This is a genomic window from Streptomyces sp. NPDC005393 (assembly GCF_040606675.1).
Classification (GTDB): domain Bacteria; phylum Actinomycetota; class Actinomycetes; order Streptomycetales; family Streptomycetaceae; genus Streptomyces.
Window position 1 is genome coordinate 106,146 of sequence record NZ_JBEXFG010000018.1, and the last position, 21,718, is coordinate 127,863.

Here is a 21,718-nt window from a genome sequence, read left to right on the forward strand (position 1 = left end):
ATCGTTGATCGATGGTAGGGAGTCGGCGCGGCCGAGGCCACTGCTTCGACCACGATTCGCGGGCGGTCAGGCATCGCGCGGTTCCCGCCAACCCCGCCGTACGGGCGCCATCAGCCGTGGACCCGGCCGAGCCAGTGCAGCGTCCGGCGGATCTCCTCGGGGAAGGGGTGATGCGGTCCGTGCAGCCGCTCGGCGTCGTGGAGCAGCCGGACGAGGGTGTCATGGGCCGCCGGACGGTCGCCGAGGGAGAGCAGCAGATGGCCGATGCGGCGGCGGATGTCCAGCGGCTGGTCGGGGTCGGCGGCGGCGTACTGCTCGAAGTACGGCAGCAGGGTGCGGTATTCGAACAGCGCGGCGGCCGCCTCGCCGAGCTGTTCCCGGCACTGGGCCGCCTCATAGCGGAACTGGAGCGACTGGCGCAGCGCGACCGGGCCCGACTCGGCGGCGTACTCATCGGCCAGCCGCCGCAGTTCGGGCAGGGCGCGGCGGTACTGGCCGTCGTCCATCAGCGTTGCCGCGTACTGCTTGCGCAGCGACCGTACGACCCCGGAGCGCTCACCGTGCTCGGCGGCCGCGGCCGGGAGGATCGCGCCGAGGATGTCCACCGCCTGGGTGATCCGGCCCTGGTCGAGCAGGCGCTTGACCTCGTCGACGGCCCCGGCGACATCCGGCCGCCCGGCCGTCTCCGCGGGCCGCGGCAGGGGTACGGGGACGACGGGCGCCGCGGCGGGACGGTCCGGGCGGTCCGGCCAGGGGGCGTGTGGGCGCAGAAAGGGGCGCGTGGGGTCCATCGGTCCGCCGGCCGGACCGGGGCCCGCGCCCGGGTGGGGCAGCAGCGGCACCAGCGCCTGGTAGACCTCCTGGGCGTCGGCGGGCCGGGCCTCCGGGTCCTTGGCGAGCAGCCGCAGGACGAGCGCTTCGAGCGCCTCGGGCACCTCGGGGCGCATCTGGCGGACCGGGACGGGCGGCTCGTAGAGATGGCGGTGGAGAACGCCGAGGGCGGTGGACCCGGCGAAGGGCACGCTGCCTATGAGGAGTTCATGGAGCAGCACACCGAGCGCGTACAGATCGGTGTACGGGCCGACGGCGCCGCCCATGGCCTGCTCGGGAGCCATATAGGCGGGGCTGCCGATGGGCGAGCCGGTGTGCGTGAGACGGGTGGTGTCGGTGTCGAGGACGGCGGCGACGCCGAGGTCCAGGACGGTCACCGAGCCATCGGGGCGGACCATCACATTCCGCGGCTTGAGGTCGCGGTGGACGATCGGCACCGCGTGCACGGCCGAGAGCACGGCGCACAGCTGGGCGGCGACGCAGACCACCCAGGGCCAGGGGTACGGATCGTGCTCGGCGAGGTGGTCGGCGAGGTCGGCGCCCTCCACATGGCTCATGACGAGGTAGAGGTCGTCACCGTCGCTGCCCGCGTCATGCACGGTGACCAGTCCGCGGTGGTCGACCTGCGCGGTGACCCGGCACTCGCGGACGAAGCGGCGGCGCAGCTCGTCCACGGCACCGCCGCCGCCACCGGGGCCGCCGGGGCCCGCCACCCGGTCGGGGCGCAGCAGCTTGACGGCGACGCGGCGATCCAGTCTGCGGTCGTACGCGGTCCACACCTGGCCCATACCCCCCTGGCCGAGCAGGGTGGCCAGCTCATAGCGGTCGGCGATGACGCGTCCGTTCAACGGCCCTGCTCCTTGCGCAGGTAGTCACTCAGCTCATCGAGCTCGGCGCGGACGCGGTCGATGCGCTGCGGGTGGGGCGGCTGCGGCAACGGGGGCTGCGGCAGGATCTGCGGCTGCGGGTAGGCCGGGGGCTGGGGCGGGACATAGCCGTACGGCGGCGGCCCGTACGGCAGCGGCACGGCGGTCGGGACACCCGAGGCGGCCCGGACGGCCGAGACCGCGCGGTAGTGGCCGATGTCGACGATCAGATAGTGCGTCGTCACCCCGGCGGCCAGCGTGAACAGCACCGCCAGGGCGATGTACCCCAGCGTGCCGGGCTCGTCGTCCGGCCCGGTACCGAACTCCACCAGGGCGAACACGACCAGCACACAGGTGCCCCAGAACAGCGCCCAGTCCAGCGGCCGGCGGCGCAGGATGGCGATCCGCAGCATCGTGATCCAGGACAGGATGCCGAGGCTCAGCAGGGTCACGGACACGAAGATCACCCGCACGATGACCACCAGAGCGGTGGCGGCGGGGCGGGGCTGCGGCGGCGCGGGGACATGGCCGTGCATTGCTGCTCCTGGAGGGACCTGATGTCGGCGGACGCCGAGGGACGCTGACGCGCTTTTGAGCGTATACATGGACACTGCGGACCGGGTCTGGGTTGTACGGATCCGGCATCTGATTGATCACACAATTGTGATCAATCAGGCTGGACGGTGCCGTCCGCGAGGCCGTCGTACAGCCCGCGCACCAACTGGTCGCCCAGGCGCGCCGCGAGCCGCAGCGTTTCCTCGAAGGAGGCCAGCGTGCGGTAGCGCTCACCGTAGCGCCGCTGGTCGGCGAGGGGTAGCCGGGGCAGCCGCAGTCGGCGTACGTCCAGCCGGGTCGCGGTGGAGGCGTAGCTGCTGGCCTGCCGCTGGTTGGCGCTGCCGCGCAGATACCCGGCGAGGAACCAGGGGTCCAGCGCCTCGGGGTCCGGCCGGAGCAGACACAGATTGCGGGCCGGGGCGGCCCCGGCCGTGGCCTCGTCGATGACGCGGGCGACGGTGCCGCCCCCGATCAGCGGGACGACGACATCGCCGACCTCGGTCAGCACGGGCTCCTCGGCCGAGGCTTCGGGGGCGGCGGGGGCGGCGGGGGTGCCGGTGGGGCCGGTTCCGGCGAGGACGTCCTGTTCGGTGAGGAGCGGCGCCGCGACGGGGCCGCCGCCGGTCTTGAGCACCAGGGCGCCCACGCGGGCGAGTTCGCCGACGGTGGTCATGGGCCGGCGGCCCTGGGCCCCGGGCAGGGGCGGGGCCTCGTCGCGCGGCTCGGCGGGGGCGGCGGGGGTCAGTTCGGCGGTACGGGCCAGGGTGGCGGTGAGCCGCCGGCGTACGGCGGCGAGCTCGGCGACGCCGCCGCCCGCGGCGGGCGGCGGGAGATGGCGGGCGGGTGCCAGGTCCACGTCGTCGTCGAGGAGTTCGATGACGGGCAGGGCACGGCAGACGCCGGGCTGCTCGGGGACGGTGCCGTCGCGGTCGAAGGCGCGCCAGGCGTCGAGGACGGTGGTGTGCACCGTCTGCCAGGGCAGCTTGTCGCGGCCGGGTGAGCCTGATGAGACGGCGGCGCCGTCCGGTGCGGGCCCGGCGGCGGCCGCCGCGTCGATGAGCAGCAGCCGGGGGGCGGCGGGCTGCCCGGCCCCGGGGCGGCGCAGCACCCACAGATGCAGCGGAATCCCGTACGGCGGCGCCGCCCCGGCGGGCAGCGCGACGACGGCCCGCAGCGCACCGCGGCGCAGCAGATCGGCCCGGATCCGGCGGCCGGAGCGGCGGGAGGCGGCGGCGGGCGGCATCAGCAGTACGGCGGTGCCGCCGTCGCGGGCATGCGCGAGGGCGTGCTGCACCCAGGCCAGCTCGGACTCGGTACGGGCGGGGAAGCCGTACTCCCAGCGCGGGTCGTAGGCCAGCTCGTCATGGCCCCAGTCGCGCTCGTTGAACGGCGGATGGCAGACCACGGCGTCGACGGCGAGCCCCGGAAAGGCGTCCGCCCGCAGACTGTCCCCGCCGCGCACCCGCACCTGGCCGTCGGAGCCCAACGCCAGCCGCAGCGCGGTGAGCGCGGCGAGACCGGGGTCCAGCTCCTGTGCGTACACGGTCTCCGCGCCCCGGGCGGCCCGCAGCACTCCCCCGGTCCCGGAGGCGGGATCGAACCCGGCACGGGCGGAGACGCCCTGGTCATCGGCGCGAGCGGTGGCGAGGCCCGCCAAGGCGGCCATAAGGGTGGCGGGGGCGGGCGGGGTGAGGGTGTACTGGCGGGGGTTGGCGTCCAGATGACGGCCCAGCAGGAATTCGTACGTCTCGCGCGGGCCGAGTTCGGCGGCGAGCTCCACCGCCCCGCGCAGCAGCGGCACCGAGGGGCGCAGCCCGGCCGGGTCCGGGGTGTGCACGGGGTGGTCCTCGCCGAGCCGCGCGGTCAGGGCGGGGGCGAGGGCGGCGGGCAGCAGTTCGGCCAGCTGATCGTCGCCGGCCTCGCCCAGCCGGCCCCAGACCCCGGGCCGGTCCCGTACCAGCAGGAGTACGGCGCCCACGTGGCACAGCGCGGCCGCACCGCCCGCCGGGTGTCCGGCCAACAGCTGCCGGACGCGCTCGCGCAGCGGGACCTCGGCGAGCTTGCCCTGGGCGCGCAGCCAGTGCTCGATGTCGCCGAGCGCGAAGGTCGGGCTGGTCTCGGTGCCGCCCACCGGCTTGGGGAAGTCGGCGTGGCGGCGGCGCCAGTTGCTCACGGCCGCGCGGCCCACCCCGGCGAGCCGGGCGATCCCGGCTGCGGTCACCTCTGCTGCGTTCTCCGGCACCTGGCTGACTCCGTCCCGTGGTGCTGCGTGGCGGTCAAGCATACCGGCGATCATCACACAGAGACTCATTCACGCCGTGAACTCGCATCTCTCAAAGGTTGTTGTTGACTCGGTTCACAAGCTCTGCTCTTATTAACGCATCGGTTAACGGAGTCTCATCCAGCGCCTGAAAGGTGCCCATCCGTCATGTCCCAGCAGCAGAAGCAGAAGAACTGGTTCGCCCGCCATAAGGTCCTCACCGGCACGGGTGCGCTCGTCGCCGTCATCGCCCTCGGCGGCGTCACGGGGGGCGGCGGAAGCGGCGACGGCAAGAGCGACGGCACGGACACCAAGGCCTCGTCCGTCGGCGGTGGATCGGACCACAAGACCCAGGAGAAGAAGGAAGAGCGGGCGGAGAAGAAGACCAAGGCCGCGTTCAGCGGCGACGGCACCCTCCAGGTCGGCAACGACGTCAAGCCGGGCACCTACAGAACCACCGGCAACAGTGACGGCATGTGCTACTGGGAGCGGGCCAAGGACTCCTCCGGCGAAGCCGACGCGATCATCGCCAACGACAACGTCACCGGCGGCAGCTACGTGACGATCAAGGCGAGCGACAAGATCTTCAAGTCGGAGGGGTGCGAGGACTGGGAGGCCGTCCCCACGACCGCCTCCGGGACTCCGAAGACCGAGATACTGGGCGACGGCATGTACCGGATCGGCGCCGATATCGCTCCCGGCACCTACAGGTCCACCGGCAACGCCTCCGGCAACGGCTGCTACTGGGAGCGCAGCAAGGACGCCCTCCACGGCATTGAATCGATCATCGCCAACGAGAACGCCTCGGGGAACGCCATCGTGACCATCGGCGCCGAAGACGCCTTTTTCAAGACCAACGGCTGCGAGAACTGGAAGAAGACGGGCTGATGCGCTCCACCACGACCCTGGCGGCACTGTGCGCCGCCACCGCCCTCGCCCTTACGGCGTGCGGCAGCGACGCCGACGGCAATAAGGCCGGCAGCGGCGCACCCAAGGCATCCACCCCGGCCGGGATCGCCGGGCTGACGGGGCCGCAGATCTCCGACAAGGCCATCAAGGCCACGAAGTCGACGTCCGCCCTCACCGTCGACCTCGACGGCATCGTCGACGGCGGCGCCATGAAGTACCACATGTCCTCGGACAGCAAGGGCGAATGCGTCGGCACCATGTCCATGGGCGGCGAGGGCAGCGTACGGCTGATCAAGACCGGCGGCACGGCCTATATGAAGTACGACGCGGCCTTCTGGCGGGAGCAGGGCGGTGAGGACGGGGAGGCCGCGGCCAAAATGATCGGCGACCGCTGGACCAAGGCCGACGCCTCCGGCGCGGACGCCAAGGACCTCACCGGCGCCTGCGACTTGGACCAGCTGCTCGCCGGGTTCGTCAGCGGTAACGACCTCGCGCGCAAGGGCAAGCCCGCCACCGTGGACGGGCAGCCGGCCATCACGGTCGTGGAGAAGGACGGCGACGAGACGTACACCATGTACGTCGCGACCGAGGGCAAGCCGTATCTCCTCAAGCTGGTGACCAAGGGCGGCAAGGAGCCCGGCACGATCCGGTTCAGCGACTTCGACCGACCCGTCGACGCCAAGGCCCCCACCGGGGACATCGTCGACCTCGACAACCTCGGCGGCTAGCCGTCGGCAGCGCGTCGCCGCAGCTCTTCGTTGAGCCGCTGGGCTTCTTCCAGCTGGTCTTCGAGGATGACGATGCGGCAGGCGGCATCGATCGGGGTGCCCTGGTCGACGAGTTCACGCGCGCGTGCCGCGACGCGCAGCTGGTAGCGGGAGTAGCGGCGATGGCCGCCTTCGGAGCGCAGGGGGACGATGAGGCGGGCATCGCCGACAGCCCGCAGGAAGGCGGGCGTGGCGCCGATCATCTCTGCCGCGCGGCCCATGGTGTAGGCGGGGTAGTCGTCGTCATCGAATCTGTCGGTGGCGCGCTCTGGGGGCTTTGACGTCATTGCACCTCTTTGCTGGGACGCGTCAGGGGGCCCTGGTGCCGTACGGCACCAGGGCCCCGAGGGGTTTCAACACCATCTATCTACCGGCGCTGTGCGCCGACCTTCTGTTTCCGCATGCCCGCCCGAGGGGCGGATCGCGGGGATCGCGACTGCGTGACCGGGGACCACCTTCCAATCCGGGGCCTGCGGTACCCGAGCGGACCAGGTCCGTGCTCGGGCGATCCCGATGGCGTCTTCTCCTCTCCTGCTTCTTCTGTGCTTGCTCTTACCGATGCCGCTGTACTGCGTCATGCCTGGCGGTCCTGGAACCGCCCGGCCCGGCAGTCAGTGGCGGGACCTTGCTGCACTTCCCGGCCCCGCCACTCCACGGCCGTGCCGTGTACTGCTCGCGGCAGTTCGTCTCTGCCGCGCCCGACTGTCGTCTTGGCTACGAGAGAAAGGCTAGCCACAACAGTCGCGGATGTCTACTGCGGCGGGTGCAGGTTTACCCCGACCGGGGGAAGAGGTCCGGGACGGGAGGGGCCCGCGCGGCCGGTCCCGGCCGGACCGGCCGACCCGCCACCCGGCACGGCACCGGGCGCCCGACGGTCGGCCTTTTCCCCTCCGCCGATACCGAATACCTAATGCCGCAACTGCAGAAATAGGCGCCGCGGCGGCAAGGTTTTTTATGCCGTTGAATGACGCGGATCAAGTGCCCGTGCATGACCTCGCACGCCGTGCTACTGTGGTCGTCAGTTGCAGTTGTGGTTCCCATAGACTTCAGGTGCACTCGCCGCCGTATACGGCGGGAGTGGCCTTTGTGCTTTCCGGTGCTTTTCCGGGCAGGGCAATCATCGCGGCGACGCGGGATCCGCAGAGTGTGGGATCCGGATATTGCCACAAAGGAGATAAAAAATGGCTAATGGCACCGTGAAGTGGTTCAACGCGGAAAAGGGCTTCGGCTTCATCGAGCAGGACGGCGGCGGCGCTGACGTCTTCGCCCACTACTCGAACATCGCCACCCAGGGCTTCCGCGAGCTGCAGGAAGGCCAGAAGGTGACCTTCGACGTCACGCAGGGCCAGAAGGGCCTGCAGGCCGAGAACATCCTTCCCGCCTGACGCTGACGCGTACAACGACGCTGGGGCCCGCACCTGGGGTGCGGGCCCCAGCTCGTTGCCCCCCGCAACTCCCCCAGCGACTCCCTCGTGCGCGCCATGACGGCGGCACGATTCTGATCCGGCATGTTGAGCGTCCGCCTTACGGCGCACGCATGCCGTTCATCTCTCGAGGCGATGGGCCCATCTCTTTCGCCCCGCTTCGATTCGTCTATTTTTTCGGTTCGTTCTTGCGATTCTTCTGTGCGCGGCTTCTTGCTGCCGAGAATTCCTCGACGTACCGCATCGAGGAAGGTTCCGCGTGAACCGCACAGCCCGTACGAACAACCGCTCCGCCCGCTACCGCCCCGCCGGGAACGGCCGTCGTCCCGCCGCGCCGCAGGGAGAATTCGCCCTGCCCGTCACCCACACCCCCGCTCTGCCCCCGGTTGAGACCTTCGCCGAGCTGGACATGGCGCCCGCGCTGCTGGCGTCCCTGACCGCGGAAGGCATGGCCGTGCCGTTCCCGATCCAGGCCGCCACGCTGCCGAACTCCCTCGCGGGCCGCGACGTCCTGGGCCGTGGACGCACCGGTTCGGGCAAGACCCTCGCCTTCGGCCTGGCCCTGCTGGCCCGCACCGCCGGGCAGCGCGCTGAGCCCCGCCGGCCCCTGGGGCTGGTCCTGGTCCCCACCCGGGAGCTGGCCCAGCAGGTCACCGACGCGCTCACCCCCTACGCCCGGTCGCTGAAGCTGCGGCTGACCACCGTCGTCGGCGGTATGGCGATCGGCCGGCAGGTCAGCGCTCTGCGCGGCGGAGCCGAAGTCGTCGTCGCGACCCCCGGACGGCTCAAGGACCTCATCGACCGCGGTGACTGCCAGCTGAACCAGGTCGGCATCACCGTGCTGGACGAGGCGGACCAGATGGCCGACATGGGCTTCATGCCCCAGGTCACCGCCCTGCTCGATCAGGTGCGGCCCGAAGGACAGCGCATGCTCTTCTCGGCCACCTTGGACCGCAACGTCGATCTTCTGGTCCGGCGCTACCTGACCGACCCGGTCGTCCACTCCGTCGACCCCTCGGCGGGCGCCGTCACCACGATGGAACACCACCTGCTGCACGTCCACGGCGAGGACAAGCACGCCACGACCACGGAGATCGCCGCCCGCGACGGCCGGGTGATCATGTTTCTCGACACCAAGCACGCGGTGGACAAGCTCACCCGGCACCTGCTGAACAGCGGTGTCCGCGCCGCCGCCCTGCACGGCGGAAAATCCCAGCCCCAGCGGACCCGCACCCTCGCCCAGTTCAAGACCGGCCATGTCACGGTGCTGGTCGCCACCAACGTCGCCGCCCGCGGCATCCACGTGGACAACCTCGACCTCGTCGTCAATGTGGACCCGCCCAACGACCACAAGGATTACCTGCACCGCGGTGGCCGCACCGCCCGCGCCGGCGAGTCCGGCCGCGTCGTCACCCTCGTCCTGCCGGGCCAGCGCCGCGACATGACCCGCCTCATGAGCACTGCCGGCATCACCCCGCACACCACCCGGGTCCGCGCCGGGGAAGCCGAACTGAGCCGCATCACCGGTGCCCAGGCCCCCTCCGGTATCCCCGTCACCATCACCACGCCGGTCGTCGAACGCGCCAAACGCAGCGGCTCCTCCTCGCGGGGACGACGCAGCCGCCCGGCCCAGGCCCGCCGCGCCGCCGGATCGGCCCGGACGGCGTCAGGGGCCTCGCCGCGGCGGTCCTCCCTCGGCTCGGCGGCGTAGCACACACCGCCCGCGACGGCATCAGCACTGCCCGGAGCCCCGGCACGGGGCCGACCAGGATCAACAAGGCTGCATGATGGGGGCCCCGACCGCACCGGTCGGGGCCCCCATCCGCGTGCGGTCCCCTCGCCCGGACCTGTGACAGGTGGCCGGTCGGCCTTCAGCGGTCGGAATAGCTGAAGTCGCCCACTGTCCAGGCACCTACATCCGCGATGGCGATGCGATACATTCCACCGGTCTCGGGAATGCCGAGACTTCCTTGCAGGATCCGCGCGACATGGAAATGCAAGTGCGTGGGCGGCCCGCTCCGGTTCGGCGAGTGGGCTTCCCCTGTGGAGCGGGTGAAAAGGCCGGCAAATGGCCCCAGCCGCTCCGACTCCTGCAACACCTCACCCACACGCTGCCTCCACACGGCCTCGGGGGCCAGCCGACCAGTGATGACGGCTCCCTGGACGACCACGGTGAGAGACATCTGATTGCTCTGCTCCGACTCCACCCTGGCGGCGATATCGACAAGCAGCTCATCGGGTTTCGACATGAGCCAAAACTCTACTACCGGGCCTGGCCGATACCGGAGCGCACGGGCGGCTCTGTCTCGGGACAGCCGCCAACGGGAGTCGGAAGACGCCCTCACCACCGCCGGGGCCGGCCTCCGCCGCGCGACGCGGGCCGTGCCGTCGTAGCAGCCCGTGCCGAACGGGCACCCGCTGTGTCTGTCCGGTCCTCCCGGTACCGGACAGACACAGCGACTCCGACGGAGCAAGTTCAGGACATCGCGACGTTGTGGGGCTGATTCGAGTCGGCCAGCTGGTCACCGAGATGACTACGTCGGTACAGGACCTGGCGTCCGTCGCGCGCCCGGGTGACAAGCCCCGTCGCGTGGAGCACGCGCAGGTGCTGGGACACGGCGCTCGGGGTCACCCGGAGGCGACGGGCGATCTCAACCGTGGCGACCGGCTCTTCGAGCAGGGTGAGCAGCCTTGCCCTGGGTGCGCCGAGCAGCGACGCAAGGGCTGTCGCGTCGGCGGTCGGTGGCGTGGCCCACAACGTGGCCACGCCCCGGCTCGGATAGGCGAGCCGCGGCGGCTCTTCCGGACCGACCGGGGGCGCCGGCTTGTGCGCGAACACGGACGGCAGGAGCAGCAGGCCCCGACCGGACGCAGCGACACGGTGCCTGCTGATCATCTTGTCGATGTGCAGTACGCCGTTGTGCCAGCGCAGGTTCGGGTGCATGTCGGCGAACAACAAGCGGGCGCCTCCCACCGCCAGTTGCCGCGCGCGATAGGTCATGTCGGCTTCAAGGAGCAGCCGCATCCGCCGCCACTCCGGCTCGATGGCCACCTCCCAGAACTGCCGCAGAAGCTCGCACACGGCATCGCGAAGTCTGACGACGGATGCGTCGTCGGCGGCAGCGGCGTCACGCAGGGCTGCTGGAAGCGGGCCGGGAGCGTGCGCGGTCAGCAGGTCATGGCGAACCCGCGCAGGGGACACCTGGCGGACGACGGCCAACTGCTCCTCGAAGGTCGGCGCGAAGCTCGTGGGCTGCGGAGTCAGGAAGTCGGGGATGGTGCGCCTGCGCGCGACCAGCGACATCAGCAGCTCGGTATCGAGCGTGCCGATCCTGCCGAGCACGGACCGGCGCCACGGGAGGTGCAACGCGGACAGCCCCGGGTCTTGCAGCACCCGCAGGCTGAGCAGAGTCTCGTGCACGGCTGACACGGCGAAGCGCGTATCCGCAAGGTCCTCGACGCCGAGCACAAAACTGATCATTAAGCCATACGCTACATCGATTGGCGCCGCAACGTCGATGCAGTGGGCTTCCACGCATGACACACCCAACTCATGGACAGCACACGGCAATTGTCACTGGCGCGGCACGCGGAATCGGCGCCGCGGTGGCCAGACGGCTGGCGCACGACGGCCTGGCGGTCGGCCTGATCGACCTGGACGAGGCGGACTGCGTCGGCACCGTCGAAACCATCACCAGCAACGGCGGATCAGCGACAGCGGTCCCCGCCGATGTCTCGGACGAGACCGCGGTGACAGCCGCCGTCGCCCGGATCGCAGCCGAGTTGGGGCCGCCGACGGTACTGGTCAACAACGCCGGCATCGGCCCCCGTGCCGAGCTTGTCGACATGACCACGCAGCAGTGGGACAAGGTCACCGGGGTCAATCTGCGCGGCCCGTTCCTCCTCACCCGGGCCGTGTGCCCGCACATGATCGCGGCCGGTTGGGGGCGGGTCGTGAACATGTCGAGCATCTCTGCGGTCGGTGACGCCGCCCGCGTCGACTACGGCAGCGCGAAAGCCGGCCTGATCGGCTTCACCAAGTCACTCGCCCTCCAACTCGGACAGCACGGCATCACTGCCAACGCCATCGCCCCGGGCTTCATCGTGAGCGACATGACCAGGGCATCGGCTCTGCGGCTCGGCCGCGACTTCGAGGAATTCCGGCGCAGCGCGGCGAAGTCCATCCCGGTCGGACGGGTCGGCGAGCCGGAGGACATCGCGCACACGGCGTCCTTCCTGGTGAGCCCCGAGGCGGGATTCGTCTCCGGCCAGGTCATTTACGTCGCCGGCGGACCGGTGGACTGAGGATGAGCCGTCGGATGACCCTGCTCCTGGCCGTGACCTGCGCGGTGGCCGTGGGCAACATCTACTTCCCGCAGGCGATCATCCCCTTGGTTGCCGCAGGACTACATGCGTCTCCCGATTCGGCCTCCCTGGCCGTGACCGCCACCCAGGCCGGTTACACAGCCGGAATGTTCCTGCTGGTGCCGCTCGGCGACCGGCTCCCATACCGTTCATTCCTCGTCGCCCTGCTCGCCCTGACCGGCCTGGGCCTGCTCGCCGCAGGCTGCGCCCCAACCCTGCCACTCCTCATCGCCGCCAGCGCCCTCATCGGCCTCACCACCGTGGCCGCTCAGGTCGTCGGCCCGCTGGCGGCCGGACTCGTGGCCGCCGACCGTCGCGGAGCGGTGATCGGCGGCATGCTGAGCGGGTCGATCGGCGGCATGCTGCTGGCCCGCACCTTCAGCGGGACGCTCGGCGAATGGCTGGGATGGCGAGTTCCCTACCTGGCGGCCGCGGCCTTGGCCCTGCTGCTCGCCGGCGTTCTGGCCCGCACAGTGCCCGTCGCACCCCCAACCTCGCGTCAGCGGTACCCGGCGCTCCTGACCGGGTCACTGCGCCTGCTGCACACCGAGCCGGACCTACGCCGCTCCTGCCTCTACCAGGCGACGGTCTTCGCCGGGTTCTCGGCCGTGTGGACCTGCCTGTCGCTCCTCCTCACCGGTCCGGTCTACGGCATGGGCGCCGAGGCCGTTGGACTGCTCGCCCTGGTCGGCGGCGCGACCATGCTCTGCACCCCGCTCGCCGGACGCCTGGTGGACCGCCACGGCCCGGAGCCGGTGAACCTCGTCTGCATGCTCGCGGTCCTCGTCTCAGCCGCGGTCTTGGCCGCGGGCGCCTGGGGCGGCATACCCGGGCTGACCGCTCTGGTCGTCGGCACACTGCTGCTCGACGTCGCCATGCAGTCCGGCATGGTCGCCAACCAGGCCCGGGTCTACGCCTTGCGCTCCGACGCCCGCAGCAGGCTCAACACCGGCTACATGACCTGCGCCTACCTGGGCGGCAGCGCAGGCTCCTGGCTCGGAGTACGCGCGTACGGCCAGGCCGGGTGGTGGGGCGTGTGCACGCTGGTGGCATTGCTCACGGTGCTCGCCCTCGTCCGCCACATCGTCGCGTTGTGCAGCCGGAGACCCGGAGCGACGGGAAGCCAGTCACGGGTCGCTGTCGAGAACCAGCCGATCCGCCCTCGTTGAGATACCCGTACGGCTCGTCAACCGCCGCACTGGCGCAGCACCGTCTGCTTGTCCGGCGCGGTGACCGGCATCTCCTACGTGATGGCGACCTGGGCGAACCGGACCGCGTAGGCGCACCGGACCTGCCTGCCCTCGCCGTGCCCGTCCTCGCCATGCCCGTCCTCGCCGTGCCCTGCCGTGTCGCCGGGCTGACAGCCCGCCACAGCCAGCAGTGCGGCAAGCGCCACGGCCGAACCCCGCCCCGGTATACGAAACAGTCCCGGCAACCTACCCGCCCCCTTCGCGTATCTTTTCGCACAGACCGCCCACACGATAAGGACCCTGGATGGATACGGCCGCAGCAGCCTCGCCCGGCACCACCGCCGAGGGGGCCACCGCCGCCGCCACGGGCCGTATCCGCCTCCTTACCCGAGCGGCCGTGCTGCGTCACCCGCGCCTCGACCCGTACTGGCTGGCCCTCGCCCTCTTCGCCGCCTTCGCGACGCTGTCGGTCTGCCGCTACCGCCGTATGGCCACCATGTCCTGGGACCTGGGCATCTTCGAACAGGCGATACGGGCGTACGCGCACTTCCAGGCCCCCGTCGCCGACCTCAAGGGCCCCGGCGCCAATATCCTCGGCGATCACTTCAGCCCCGTCACGGCGCTGCTCGGCCCCCTCTACCGGCTCTTCCCCGGCCCCGTCACCCTGCTGGTCGCGCAGGCGGCGCTGTTCGCCGTCGCCGCCGTCCCCGTCACCCGTGTCGCGACCCATTTGCTGGGGCGTGGCCGAGGGGTCGCGATCGGTGTCGCGTACGGGCTGTCCTGGGGCGTCCAGCGCGCCGTCGACTTCGACTTCCACGAGATCTGCTTCGCCGTCCCGCTGATCGCCTTCTCCCTCGAAGCGGTCATACGCAGGCGCTGGTACGCGGCGATGCTGTGGGCCGCCCCGCTCGTCTTCGTCAAGGAGGACATGGGCGCCACCGTGGCCGCGATCGGCGCCGTCATCCTGATCCGCGCCTGGGGCGATCGTGAGCGCGAGCCGCGCGTCGTCCCGCTCGCGGTCGCCCTTATGGGCTTCGGCGTAGTGGTCTCGGCCCTCGCGCTCGGCGTCATCATCCCGGAGTTCAACGGCGCGGGCTCGTACGACTACTGGGACAAGGTCGGCAGCGGCGGTGAGCAGACCGCCACCATTCCCCTCGACACCGCGCTGCGCACCCTGGCGTGGACGCTGCTGCCGACCACCGGTCTGCTCGCGCTGCGCTCCCCGCTGCTGCTGGTCGCGGTGCCCACCCTCGGCTGGCGCTTCGTCTCCCACGAGGAGCACTACTGGGGCACGGACTGGCACTACAGCGCGGTGCTGATGCCGGTCGTCTTCCTGGCCCTCGTCGACGCGCTCGACCGCGGCCGCGACAGCCGCCGGGCCTGGCTCGCGTCGTACTCCCGCCAGCTGCCCGCCGCGGTCTGCGGTGCTGCCCTGGCGCTGACCGCCTCGCTGCCGCTGTACGGCCTCACCGAGGGGACGACGTACGACAGGCCGGCGCCGGTCGGCGCGGTGGAGCGGCTGCTGGACCGGATCCCGGACGGGGCGACGGTCGAGGCCAACGTCGGGCCGATAAGCCGGCTCACCAGCCGCTGCCGGGTCCTGTGGGTCGGGGCCACGCGGGGGACCGAACCGGACTACATAGCCCTGCAGGAGCCGCCGGAGCGCACCGCGCGGCAGGTGGTCGAGTACGCCCGGCAGCTGCATCCGGACGCGCGGTACGCGCCCCTCGGCTCGGCGTCCGGCTACTTCGTCCTCAAGCGGCGGTAGCGGCCGGCCGGCGCGCCGGCCGGCCGCTACCCGGCCGCTACCCGGCCGCTGCCCGGCTAGCTCATCGGCTTCGGGGCGATGACGGCGAACGGCGCGCCCTGCGAGTCCTTCACCACCGCCATCCGGCCCGCGACCATGTCGTGCGGCTGCCGCGGTACTGTCCCGCCCGCGGCGGTGACCTTGTTCACCGTCTCGTCGACGTCCTCGACCGCGAAGTAGACCAGCCAGTGCGGGGGGACATCGGGCGGCGTGCCCTCGGGCAGCGTCTGGAGCCCGCCGACCGTGCGGCCGTCCACGGAGAGCGAGTAGTAGCCCTCGGCGCCCTCCATCGGGGTGCTCTCGATGCCCAGCGCCTCCGCGTAGAACGCCATGGCCGCCTCCTGGTCGGTGGTGTTGAGTTCGCTCCAGATCCAGGCGCCCGGCTCATTGACGATCCCCGCGCCGGCGAACCGCAGCGGCTGCCAGACGCCGAAGACGGCCCCGGTGGGGTCGGCGGCCACCAGCATGCGCCCGAGGTCCATGACGTCCATGACCGGCAGCAGTACGGTGCCGCCGTTGCGGCTGATCGCCTCCGAGGTGGCCTGCGCCTCGGCGGAGCAGAAGTACGTGGTCCATACGGTCGGCGGCGCGGGCTGGCCCTCCACCCCCTGCGCCGCCATGATCCCCGCGACCGGCTTGCCCTTGAGGGTGCACGTCGCATAGCCGCCGGTCTCCGGAGGACCGACCTCCCCGGTCCAGCCGAACAGCCCGGAGTAGAAGTCGAGGGCGGCCCGCTGATCGGGGACCATCAGATCGATCCAGCAGGGCATTCCGGGCTGGTAGGACGTGACCTCGGGCATGACGACCTCCCGGGTGCCGCCCACCCGGCCCGGCGCCGGACGGGACCACCCGCTCCTCACCACCCTTCCCCCAGTCCGCCCGGCCCGCCACTCGACGCGGGCCGTCCCAGGTGGGGCCGGCTGCGGGGCCCGCCGCCGTCAGGCGTCCGGAAGCGCTGGGAAACGCGCCGGGCGGCGGCCGGCCTTGGGGGCCGACCGCCGCCCGGCGGTGGTGAGGAGAGGGGGCGTCAGGCGCCGGTGGCGCTTCCGGCCACCCACTGACTCCAGTCCATGTTCCATCCGTTGAGGCCGTTGTCCGGCTGGACGGTCCTGTCTTTGGAGTTCTTCACGATGACGACGTCACCGACCTGCGAGTTCTTGTAGAACCAGGCGCCGTCCGTGTTCGGGTCGTTGCCACCCTTGGTGTCCGACAGGCCGACGCAGCCGTGGCTGGTGTTGACGTTGCCGAAGATGGACTTGGCACCCCAGTAGTTGCCATGGATGAAGGTGCCCGAGGTGGACAGGCGCATCGCGTGCGGCACGTCCTTGATGTCGTACTCGCCCTTGCCGTCGTCGTCCGTGAAGCCGACCGTCGCACCGTTCATCCGGGTCTCCTTGAACTTCTCGGAGATCACCATCTGACCGTTGTAGGTCGTGTTCTCGGGGCTGCCGGCCGAGATCTTGATGGTCTTGAGCGGCTTGCCGTCGCGCACGACCTTCATCGTCTTGGCCGAGGCGTCGACCGTGGAGACCTGCGAGTGGCCGATCTTGAAGTTGACGGTCTTTTCCTGGACGCCCTTGACCCCGGGAGACGCCTCGACGCCGTCCAGGTCAAGCTTCATGGTGACGGTCGAGTTGGCCTTCCAGTAGTCCTTCGGGCGCAGATCCAGCCGGGTCCCGTCGAACCAGTGGCCGACCACCTGCTGGCCGCTGCTGGAGGTGACCTTGATGTGCGACTCGACGGCCTTCTTGTTGGTCACCGCCTTGTCGAACCTGATCGAGACCGGCATGCCCACGCCGACCGTCGAGCCGCCCTCCGGCGTGAAGTTGCCGATGAAGCTGTTGGAGGGCGAGACGGTGGTGAAGGACGAGTTCTCTGTGGCCCTGCGGCCGCCGGAGTCCTTGGCCGATGCGGAGATCTTGTACTGAGTGGACCGCTCCAGCTGGCCGTTGGGCTTCCAGGACTTGCCGTCGGACGATATGGAGCCGGGGACCGCGGTGCCGGTCTCGGAGGCGGTCATCGTCACCGAGGTGAGCTTGCCGCCGGCGACGGTGACCTTGGTGTCACGGTTGATACCCGCATTGGTCGCACCGGCCTTCGGTGTGATCTTGATGCGGGCATCCGACGCGTCCTTGGCCGCCGCCTCGTCCACCTGCGACTGCGACTTGCCATGGCCGTCGTTCTTGCCATCGCCGCCGCCGTCGCCATCCCCGCCACAAGCAGCGAGAGTCAGTACGCCGCCGAGCACAGCGGCCACGGCCACCAGACCCTTACGGCGCTTGCCGTCCGTCATCACACGCTTCTCCATTTGACCTGGACCTTGATCTGGACCCCAGAAACCCCGGACCTATCCGACAAGAACGCCTGTACCTTTTGGTCGGTTCCTCGCACAGTAAAACTGTGCGCAAGGCCACTTAGCAAAGGCACCGGTCAAGCCAGCCTATGACCCGCCGGTACCCAGAGCTGTACGGCTCAGTCTTCCTCGTCGTCCATGTCGTCGACGAATTCATCGGTCCACTCCGCCGCGTCGGGGTCGTAGTCGATCCGCTCGCAGCTCCAGGACGCCTGGGCCAGTTCGACCCCCGCCACCTCGTCCACGAGGTCGAACGGGTCGATCAGATAGGCCAGCGCCTCCGCCTCGTCCGACTCGGCCGTGATCCGCGCATGCCCGCGCTCCTCGGCCGGCATGGCCACGTCGCCGTCGATCCGCTCGTAAGCCGTACGCCGTAGCTGGTCCGGGTCGGTGATCTCCAGCACGAGCTCCACACGAAGCCGGACAAACAGGGATGTCTCGGTACTCGTCATGCGAGGGAGGGTAGGCCGCCGACCGGTCTCGCTTCCGCACGACCCGCACTTGTCACTACGATCGGGCGCACGGGGTCAATTTGCCGCAGCCTCAAGGAGGATGCCGTTGTGTCCGCACGCCGACCGCTGCTGACCGCCGCCGCTGCCGGTTCGCTGCTGTGCGCCCTGTGGTTCGTCCCGTCCGCCAACGCCACGGTGGAGCGGCCGGGGGCCTCGTCCCAGCCCGGGGCCGCACCCAGGGCCGAGGCGGTCCCCGACGAGAACCTCGCCGACACCGGCAGTGTGGACGTCACCCCGTACCTCGCCGGCGGTACGGCCTTCGTGGGCCTGGGGGTCGCGATGGTGACCGCCTCCGTGCGGCGTACCCGCCCGGAGGCGTACTGATCACCCGTTGACCGGCCCGTCCGCTCAGGCGAGCGGCCCGGTCACCGATTCCACGGCCTCGGTCAGCTTTCCCGACCGTACGAACGCGTCCGCCGCCGCCAGATCCGGCGCGAGATAGCGGTCCCCGCCCGGCCCCTCGACCCCCGCCTGCCGCACCGCAGCCAGCACCGCGCGGCTCGCGGGCGCGGGCACCAGCCCCTCGCGCAGCTCGATGGCGCGGGTCGCCGCGACCAGCTCGACCGCCAGCACCCGGGCCAGGCTGTCCACCGCCGTCCGCAGCTTGCGCGCCGCCGACCAGCCCATGGAGACGTGGTCCTCCTGCATCGCGGAGGACGGGATGGAGTCGACCGAGGCGGGCACCGCGAGCCGCTTCATCTCGCTCACCAGCGCCGCCTGGGTGTACTGCGCGATCATCAGACCGGAGTCCACGCCCGGGTCGCCCGCCAGGAAGGGCGGCAGCCCGTGCGAGCGGTTCTTGTCCAGCAGCCGGTCCGTGCGGCGCTCCGCGATCGAGGCGAGATCGGCGGCGGCGACGGCCAGGAAGTCCAGGACATAGGCGACGGGCGCGCCATGGAAGTTGCCGTTCGACTCCACCCGGCCGTCCGGGAGGATCACCGGGTTGTCCACGGCGGAGGCCAGCTCGCGGTCGGCGACCAGTCGGGCGTGCGCGAGGGTGTCCCGACCCGCGCCCGCGACCTGGGGCGCGCAGCGGATCGAGTACGCGTCCTGGACGCGCGGCGCGTCGTCCTGGTGGTGCCCGGTGAGCCCGGAACCGGCCAGCACCCGCAGCATGTTGTCCGCGCTCGCCGCCTGGCCCGGATGCGGGCGGATGGCATGCAGCTCGGGCGCCAGCACCCGGTCCGTCCCCAGCAGCGCCTCCAGCGACAGCGCGGCCGTCACATCGGCGACGGTGAACAGCCGGGCGAGGTCCGCGCAGGCCATGATCAGCATGCCGAGCATCCCGTCCGTGCCGTTGAGCAGCGCGAGCCCCTCCTTCTCCCGCAGCTCGACCGGCTCGATGCCGTGCTCGGCCAGCAGCTCCCCCGCCGGCCGCACCGCCCCGTCGGGCCCCTCGGCCTCGCCCTCGCCCATCAGGGTGAGCGCACAGTGCGAGAGCGGCGCGAGGTCGCCGGAGCAGCCGAGCGAACCGTATTCGCGCACCACGGGGGTGATCCCCGCGTTGAGGATCGCGGCCATCGTCTCGACCACCACGGGCCGTACGCCGGTACGCCCGGACGCGAGCGTCTTGAGCCGCAGGAACATCAGCGCCCGCACCACCTCGCGCTCCACCCGGGGCCCCATCCCGGCGGCGTGCGACCGGACGATGTTGCGCTGCAACTGGGCGCGGAGGTCGGGGCTGATGTGCCGCACGGCAAGCGCGCCGAAGCCGGTGGAGACCCCGTAAACGGGCTCGGGCTTCGCCGCGAGATCGTCCACCACCCGCCGCGCCGCGGCGACGGCGGCGAGCGCCGCCTCCGACACCTCCACCCGAGCGCCCCCGCGAGCCACGGCGACAACATCCTCGGCGCTCGTCCCGGCCGTCCCCACCACCACAGAGTGCATATCCATATTCAGGCACCCTAGAGACTGAATCCCGGCCTGTCACCTGTCCGGAGCGGCCCCTCCGACCCACCGGGCCAGGGAGCCGCCGAGTGCGGCTCTCGTCTCGGCTGAGGTGCTTGGAGCATCGGGCGGGGAGGGGGCCGGTGCCGCGCCGCCGCGGGGTGACGGTTCGGTGGGGGTGCGGGTGGTACGGCCCAGCGCCGTGGTGCCTCCGAAGAAACGCGTGATCTGGCGCAACTACTTTGTCAAGCGATTCCGGAGGAAGTACCGGGAGGCGCGGGCCGCGACGGTGCTTTCCGACCCACGGCGCCGACGGCACCGGGCAACACGAAACCCGCAGACGGCAGACCCGCCAACCGCCCCCACTGCCCGCCCCCCGGCTACCCCTACGGCCGGCGGCCGCGGAAGCGGCGGCGTTCCGTGGGGTGGGGGGTGGGGGCGTCGGCCAGGCGGATGACCGGGTCCTCCGGCCCGCCGTCGCGGCCGGCTACGACCGGTTTGAGGGAGCGGGCGGCCTTGGCCCGGTATTGGGCCGCGTCCGCCAGGCGGAAGAGGCGGCGGGCCGAGCGTACGGGTCCGATGGGGTCGCCGGTCGAGGCGATTCCGCAGGCGACGCCCTCGCCCATCTCCAGCTCGGCGGCCCTGCGGCACAGCTCGTCGGCGACCCGTATCACCTCGTCCGCCGGGGGGCCGACCCCGAGCAGGCAGAATTCGTCGCCGCCCAGCCGGGCCACCAGGGCCCCCGGAAGCATCGCGCCGCATAGGGAGAGCACCGAGCCGAAACGTTCCAGCAGACGGTCGCCCACCGCGTGTCCGAGGGTGTCGTTGACCCGCTTGAGGCCGTTGAGGTCGCAGACCACCAGGCTCACCACCGTGCCGTGCTCACGGTACGCCTCCAGGGCCTCGTCCAGCCGTATGTCGACCGCACGCCGGTTGCCCAGGCCGGTCAGGGGGTCGGTGAAGGCCAGGCGGCGGGCCTCCTCCAGGCGTTCGGTCTGGGCGAGCCCGGCAGCGGTCACCGAGGCCAGAACGGTCGCGAAGTCTGCGTCGTCGCGGTCGAAGACGGGGCTCCCGGCCGCCCGCGCCACATACAGCTCGCCCCAGGCCCGCCCGTGCAGCACGATCGGCGCGACCACACAGCTGCCCCGTCCGCGCCGCCGCAGGGCGGCCACGCGCTGATGGCAGTAGGAGGCCGAGCCGCTGCGTCTGCCCTCGGCCGTCTCGACCCAGGCGTGCGGCTCCCCGCCCGCGGCCCACCGCTCGTGCAGAAACTCGGCGATCTCCGGGAAGTCGTGCACCGGGTACGACTCGTCCTCCGGCAGCGACTCCTCGCCGTCCGTCAGCTCGCCCACGTTTACCAGGACCCGCAGCCGCCCCCGCTCCCGCTCCCACACCGAGACCGCCGCGAAGGTGCCGTCGAGGGCGCGCCGCGCGGCCTCGGCGGCGGCACCCACCGACTCGCGCGGGGTGTGCGCCGCCGCCATCGCCTGGGCGAGCCCCACCACGGCCCGCAGCCGCCCGTCGACGCCACCGGGCCGCACACCGCCGCCGCCGTGCCCCCTGTCCCCGCTGTCCGTCACCCCGGCCTCGCATTCCTCACCGCACGCAACCGCACGCACTGCGCTCGCTCTGCACTCCAGCGTAAGAATGTCGAGAACAATCCGCTGTGGGCCGTTCACCCCCGGTATACCCCGGGTGTCACCCCGGGTACGGGCGAGTGAGCCGAAGGGGCGCGCCGCTGCCGAAGCCCGCCCCAGTACTCCGGCGGGTGAACCGAAGGGGCGCACCGCGGTCGACCTCGCCTCGGTGCTCCGGCTGGGGGCACCTCCCAGCGGTAGCCGGGGCGAGCCGAAGGGGCGCGCACCGCGGTCGACCTCGCCTCGGTGCTCCAGCTCGGGCACCTCCCAGCGGTAGCCGGGGCGAGCCGAAGGGGCGCGCACCGCGGTCGACCTCGCCTCGGTGCTCCAGCTCGGGCACCTCCCAGCGGTAGCG

At 71.3% G+C, this 21,718-nt stretch carries 20 protein-coding genes; 8 read left to right on the plus strand and 12 right to left on the minus strand.

The features are described from left to right. Nucleotides 1–110: 110 nt before the first annotated feature. The 3 genes from ABZS71_RS17635 to ABZS71_RS17645 form a co-directional block, all read right to left on the minus strand. The gene (locus ABZS71_RS17635) at nucleotides 111–1,679 is read right to left on the minus strand and encodes a serine/threonine-protein kinase (protein ID WP_356211019.1); all 1,569 of its coding nucleotides are present in this window, start codon (nucleotides 1,677–1,679) and stop codon (nucleotides 111–113) included. Further along, entirely contained in the window at nucleotides 1,676–2,233 is a 558-nt protein-coding gene (locus tag ABZS71_RS17640) for a hypothetical protein (protein WP_356211022.1), read from the minus strand. The genes ABZS71_RS17635 and ABZS71_RS17640 overlap by 4 nt, the downstream gene beginning before the upstream one ends. A 131-nt stretch (nucleotides 2,234–2,364) precedes the next feature. Then, nucleotides 2,365–4,536, minus strand: a complete 2,172-nt coding sequence (locus ABZS71_RS17645; protein WP_356211025.1) for an N-6 DNA methylase — start codon at nucleotides 4,534–4,536, stop codon at nucleotides 2,365–2,367. A gap of 144 nt (nucleotides 4,537–4,680) precedes the next feature. Here ABZS71_RS17645 and ABZS71_RS17650 point away from each other — a divergent pair, with 144 nt between their 5' ends. Together ABZS71_RS17650 and ABZS71_RS17655 are read left to right on the plus strand one after the other, a co-directional pair. Further along, nucleotides 4,681–5,400, plus strand: coding sequence for a hypothetical protein (locus ABZS71_RS17650; protein ID WP_356211028.1), 720 nt, complete (start codon nucleotides 4,681–4,683; stop codon nucleotides 5,398–5,400). Next, nucleotides 5,400–6,149 carry a hypothetical protein gene (locus tag ABZS71_RS17655; protein WP_355847071.1) on the plus strand — a complete coding sequence of 250 codons (750 nt, stop codon included), beginning with the start codon at nucleotides 5,400–5,402 and terminating at the stop codon, nucleotides 6,147–6,149. The genes ABZS71_RS17650 and ABZS71_RS17655 overlap by 1 nt, the downstream gene beginning before the upstream one ends. On the opposite strand, the gene ABZS71_RS17660 is transcribed toward ABZS71_RS17655, so the two are convergent. After that, nucleotides 6,146–6,475, minus strand: coding sequence for a MerR family transcriptional regulator (locus tag ABZS71_RS17660; protein WP_355847074.1), 330 nt, complete (start codon nucleotides 6,473–6,475; stop codon nucleotides 6,146–6,148). The two genes, ABZS71_RS17655 and ABZS71_RS17660, sit on opposite strands and share 4 nt — an antisense overlap. A gap of 894 nt (nucleotides 6,476–7,369) precedes the next feature. On the opposite strand from ABZS71_RS17660, the gene ABZS71_RS17665 reads away from it, so the two are divergent. Both ABZS71_RS17665 and ABZS71_RS17670 read left to right on the plus strand, forming a co-directional pair. Continuing rightward, entirely contained in the window at nucleotides 7,370–7,573 is a 204-nt protein-coding gene (locus ABZS71_RS17665; RefSeq protein ID WP_355847077.1) for a cold-shock protein, read from the plus strand. Between the two features lie 298 nt (nucleotides 7,574–7,871). Next, nucleotides 7,872–9,323 carry a DEAD/DEAH box helicase gene (locus ABZS71_RS17670; RefSeq protein WP_356211031.1) on the plus strand — a complete coding sequence of 484 codons (1,452 nt, stop codon included), beginning with the start codon at nucleotides 7,872–7,874 and terminating at the stop codon, nucleotides 9,321–9,323. 160 nt (nucleotides 9,324–9,483) lie between these two features. Here the strand turns inward: ABZS71_RS17670 and ABZS71_RS17675 are convergent, their stop codons facing one another. Both ABZS71_RS17675 and ABZS71_RS17680 read right to left on the minus strand, forming a co-directional pair. Continuing rightward, nucleotides 9,484–9,861, minus strand: a complete 378-nt coding sequence (locus tag ABZS71_RS17675; protein WP_355847083.1) for a hypothetical protein — start codon at nucleotides 9,859–9,861, stop codon at nucleotides 9,484–9,486. A 227-nt stretch (nucleotides 9,862–10,088) separates the two neighbouring features. Next, nucleotides 10,089–11,093, minus strand: coding sequence for a helix-turn-helix domain-containing protein (locus ABZS71_RS17680; protein ID WP_356211034.1), 1,005 nt, complete (start codon nucleotides 11,091–11,093; stop codon nucleotides 10,089–10,091). Nucleotides 11,094–11,149: 56 nt separating this feature from the next. On the opposite strand from ABZS71_RS17680, the gene ABZS71_RS17685 reads away from it, so the two are divergent. Both ABZS71_RS17685 and ABZS71_RS17690 read left to right on the plus strand, forming a co-directional pair. Continuing rightward, nucleotides 11,150–11,917 (plus strand): SDR family NAD(P)-dependent oxidoreductase, encoded by a 768-nt coding sequence (locus tag ABZS71_RS17685; protein WP_356211037.1) that lies wholly within the window; start codon nucleotides 11,150–11,152, stop codon nucleotides 11,915–11,917. A gap of 14 nt (nucleotides 11,918–11,931) precedes the next feature. Then, nucleotides 11,932–13,146, plus strand: a complete 1,215-nt coding sequence (locus ABZS71_RS17690) for an MFS transporter (RefSeq protein WP_356211040.1) — start codon at nucleotides 11,932–11,934, stop codon at nucleotides 13,144–13,146. 74 nt (nucleotides 13,147–13,220) lie between these two features. Here the strand turns inward: ABZS71_RS17690 and ABZS71_RS17695 are convergent, their stop codons facing one another. After that, nucleotides 13,221–13,373, minus strand: coding sequence for a hypothetical protein (locus ABZS71_RS17695; protein WP_356211043.1), 153 nt, complete (start codon nucleotides 13,371–13,373; stop codon nucleotides 13,221–13,223). 98 nt (nucleotides 13,374–13,471) lie between these two features. Here ABZS71_RS17695 and ABZS71_RS17700 point away from each other — a divergent pair, with 98 nt between their 5' ends. Then, nucleotides 13,472–14,935, plus strand: coding sequence for a DUF2079 domain-containing protein (locus ABZS71_RS17700; protein ID WP_356211046.1), 1,464 nt, complete (start codon nucleotides 13,472–13,474; stop codon nucleotides 14,933–14,935). A gap of 56 nt (nucleotides 14,936–14,991) precedes the next feature. Here ABZS71_RS17700 and ABZS71_RS17705 read toward each other — a convergent pair whose 3' ends face one another. From ABZS71_RS17705 to ABZS71_RS17715, 3 genes are all read right to left on the minus strand, one after another. Next, complete coding sequence (locus ABZS71_RS17705) at nucleotides 14,992–15,774, minus strand: VOC family protein (RefSeq protein ID WP_356211049.1); 783 nt, start codon at nucleotides 15,772–15,774, stop codon at nucleotides 14,992–14,994. A 227-nt stretch (nucleotides 15,775–16,001) separates the two neighbouring features. After that, on the minus strand, nucleotides 16,002–17,282 hold the full coding sequence (locus ABZS71_RS17710) for an Ig-like domain-containing protein (RefSeq protein ID WP_355847095.1): 1,281 nt from the start codon (nucleotides 17,280–17,282) through the stop codon (nucleotides 16,002–16,004). A 164-nt stretch (nucleotides 17,283–17,446) separates the two neighbouring features. Next, on the minus strand, nucleotides 17,447–17,779 hold the full coding sequence (locus ABZS71_RS17715) for a hypothetical protein (RefSeq protein WP_355847098.1): 333 nt from the start codon (nucleotides 17,777–17,779) through the stop codon (nucleotides 17,447–17,449). 108 nt (nucleotides 17,780–17,887) lie between these two features. On the opposite strand from ABZS71_RS17715, the gene ABZS71_RS17720 reads away from it, so the two are divergent. After that, the gene (locus tag ABZS71_RS17720; protein ID WP_355847101.1) at nucleotides 17,888–18,163 is read left to right on the plus strand and encodes a hypothetical protein; all 276 of its coding nucleotides are present in this window, start codon (nucleotides 17,888–17,890) and stop codon (nucleotides 18,161–18,163) included. A 24-nt stretch (nucleotides 18,164–18,187) separates the two neighbouring features. Here the strand turns inward: ABZS71_RS17720 and hutH are convergent, their stop codons facing one another. Next, the gene (gene hutH, locus ABZS71_RS17725) at nucleotides 18,188–19,732 is read right to left on the minus strand and encodes a histidine ammonia-lyase (protein WP_355847104.1); all 1,545 of its coding nucleotides are present in this window, start codon (nucleotides 19,730–19,732) and stop codon (nucleotides 18,188–18,190) included. Between the two features lie 380 nt (nucleotides 19,733–20,112). Next, complete coding sequence (locus ABZS71_RS17730) at nucleotides 20,113–21,210, minus strand: sensor domain-containing diguanylate cyclase (protein WP_355847134.1); 1,098 nt, start codon at nucleotides 21,208–21,210, stop codon at nucleotides 20,113–20,115. Between the last annotated feature and the right edge of the window lie 508 nt (nucleotides 21,211–21,718).

What these genes read in the sequence shown, in the direction of transcription:
- ABZS71_RS17640 (WP_356211022.1), bottom strand. Translation starts at nt 2,233, where the DNA reads ATGCACGGCCATGTCCCCGCGCCGCCGCAGCCCCGCCCCGCCGCCACC.
- ABZS71_RS17645 (WP_356211025.1), bottom strand. Translation starts at nt 4,536, where the DNA reads ATGCTTGACCGCCACGCAGCACCACGGGACGGAGTCAGCCAGGTGCCG.
- ABZS71_RS17650 (WP_356211028.1), top strand. Translation starts at nt 4,681, where the DNA reads ATGTCCCAGCAGCAGAAGCAGAAGAACTGGTTCGCCCGCCATAAGGTC.
- ABZS71_RS17655 (WP_355847071.1), top strand. Translation starts at nt 5,400, where the DNA reads ATGCGCTCCACCACGACCCTGGCGGCACTGTGCGCCGCCACCGCCCTC.
- ABZS71_RS17660 (WP_355847074.1), bottom strand. Translation starts at nt 6,475, where the DNA reads ATGACGTCAAAGCCCCCAGAGCGCGCCACCGACAGATTCGATGACGAC.
- ABZS71_RS17665 (WP_355847077.1), top strand. Translation starts at nt 7,370, where the DNA reads ATGGCTAATGGCACCGTGAAGTGGTTCAACGCGGAAAAGGGCTTCGGC.
- ABZS71_RS17675 (WP_355847083.1), bottom strand. Translation starts at nt 9,861, where the DNA reads ATGTCGAAACCCGATGAGCTGCTTGTCGATATCGCCGCCAGGGTGGAG.
- ABZS71_RS17680 (WP_356211034.1), bottom strand. Translation starts at nt 11,093, where the DNA reads ATGATCAGTTTTGTGCTCGGCGTCGAGGACCTTGCGGATACGCGCTTC.
- ABZS71_RS17685 (WP_356211037.1), top strand. Translation starts at nt 11,150, where the DNA reads ATGACACACCCAACTCATGGACAGCACACGGCAATTGTCACTGGCGCG.
- ABZS71_RS17690 (WP_356211040.1), top strand. Translation starts at nt 11,932, where the DNA reads ATGACCCTGCTCCTGGCCGTGACCTGCGCGGTGGCCGTGGGCAACATC.
- ABZS71_RS17700 (WP_356211046.1), top strand. Translation starts at nt 13,472, where the DNA reads ATGGATACGGCCGCAGCAGCCTCGCCCGGCACCACCGCCGAGGGGGCC.
- ABZS71_RS17705 (WP_356211049.1), bottom strand. Translation starts at nt 15,774, where the DNA reads ATGCCCGAGGTCACGTCCTACCAGCCCGGAATGCCCTGCTGGATCGAT.
- ABZS71_RS17710 (WP_355847095.1), bottom strand. Translation starts at nt 17,282, where the DNA reads ATGGAGAAGCGTGTGATGACGGACGGCAAGCGCCGTAAGGGTCTGGTG.
- ABZS71_RS17715 (WP_355847098.1), bottom strand. Translation starts at nt 17,779, where the DNA reads ATGACGAGTACCGAGACATCCCTGTTTGTCCGGCTTCGTGTGGAGCTC.
- hutH (WP_355847104.1), bottom strand. Translation starts at nt 19,732, where the DNA reads ATGGATATGCACTCTGTGGTGGTGGGGACGGCCGGGACGAGCGCCGAG.
- ABZS71_RS17730 (WP_355847134.1), bottom strand. Translation starts at nt 21,210, where the DNA reads ATGGCGGCGGCGCACACCCCGCGCGAGTCGGTGGGTGCCGCCGCCGAG.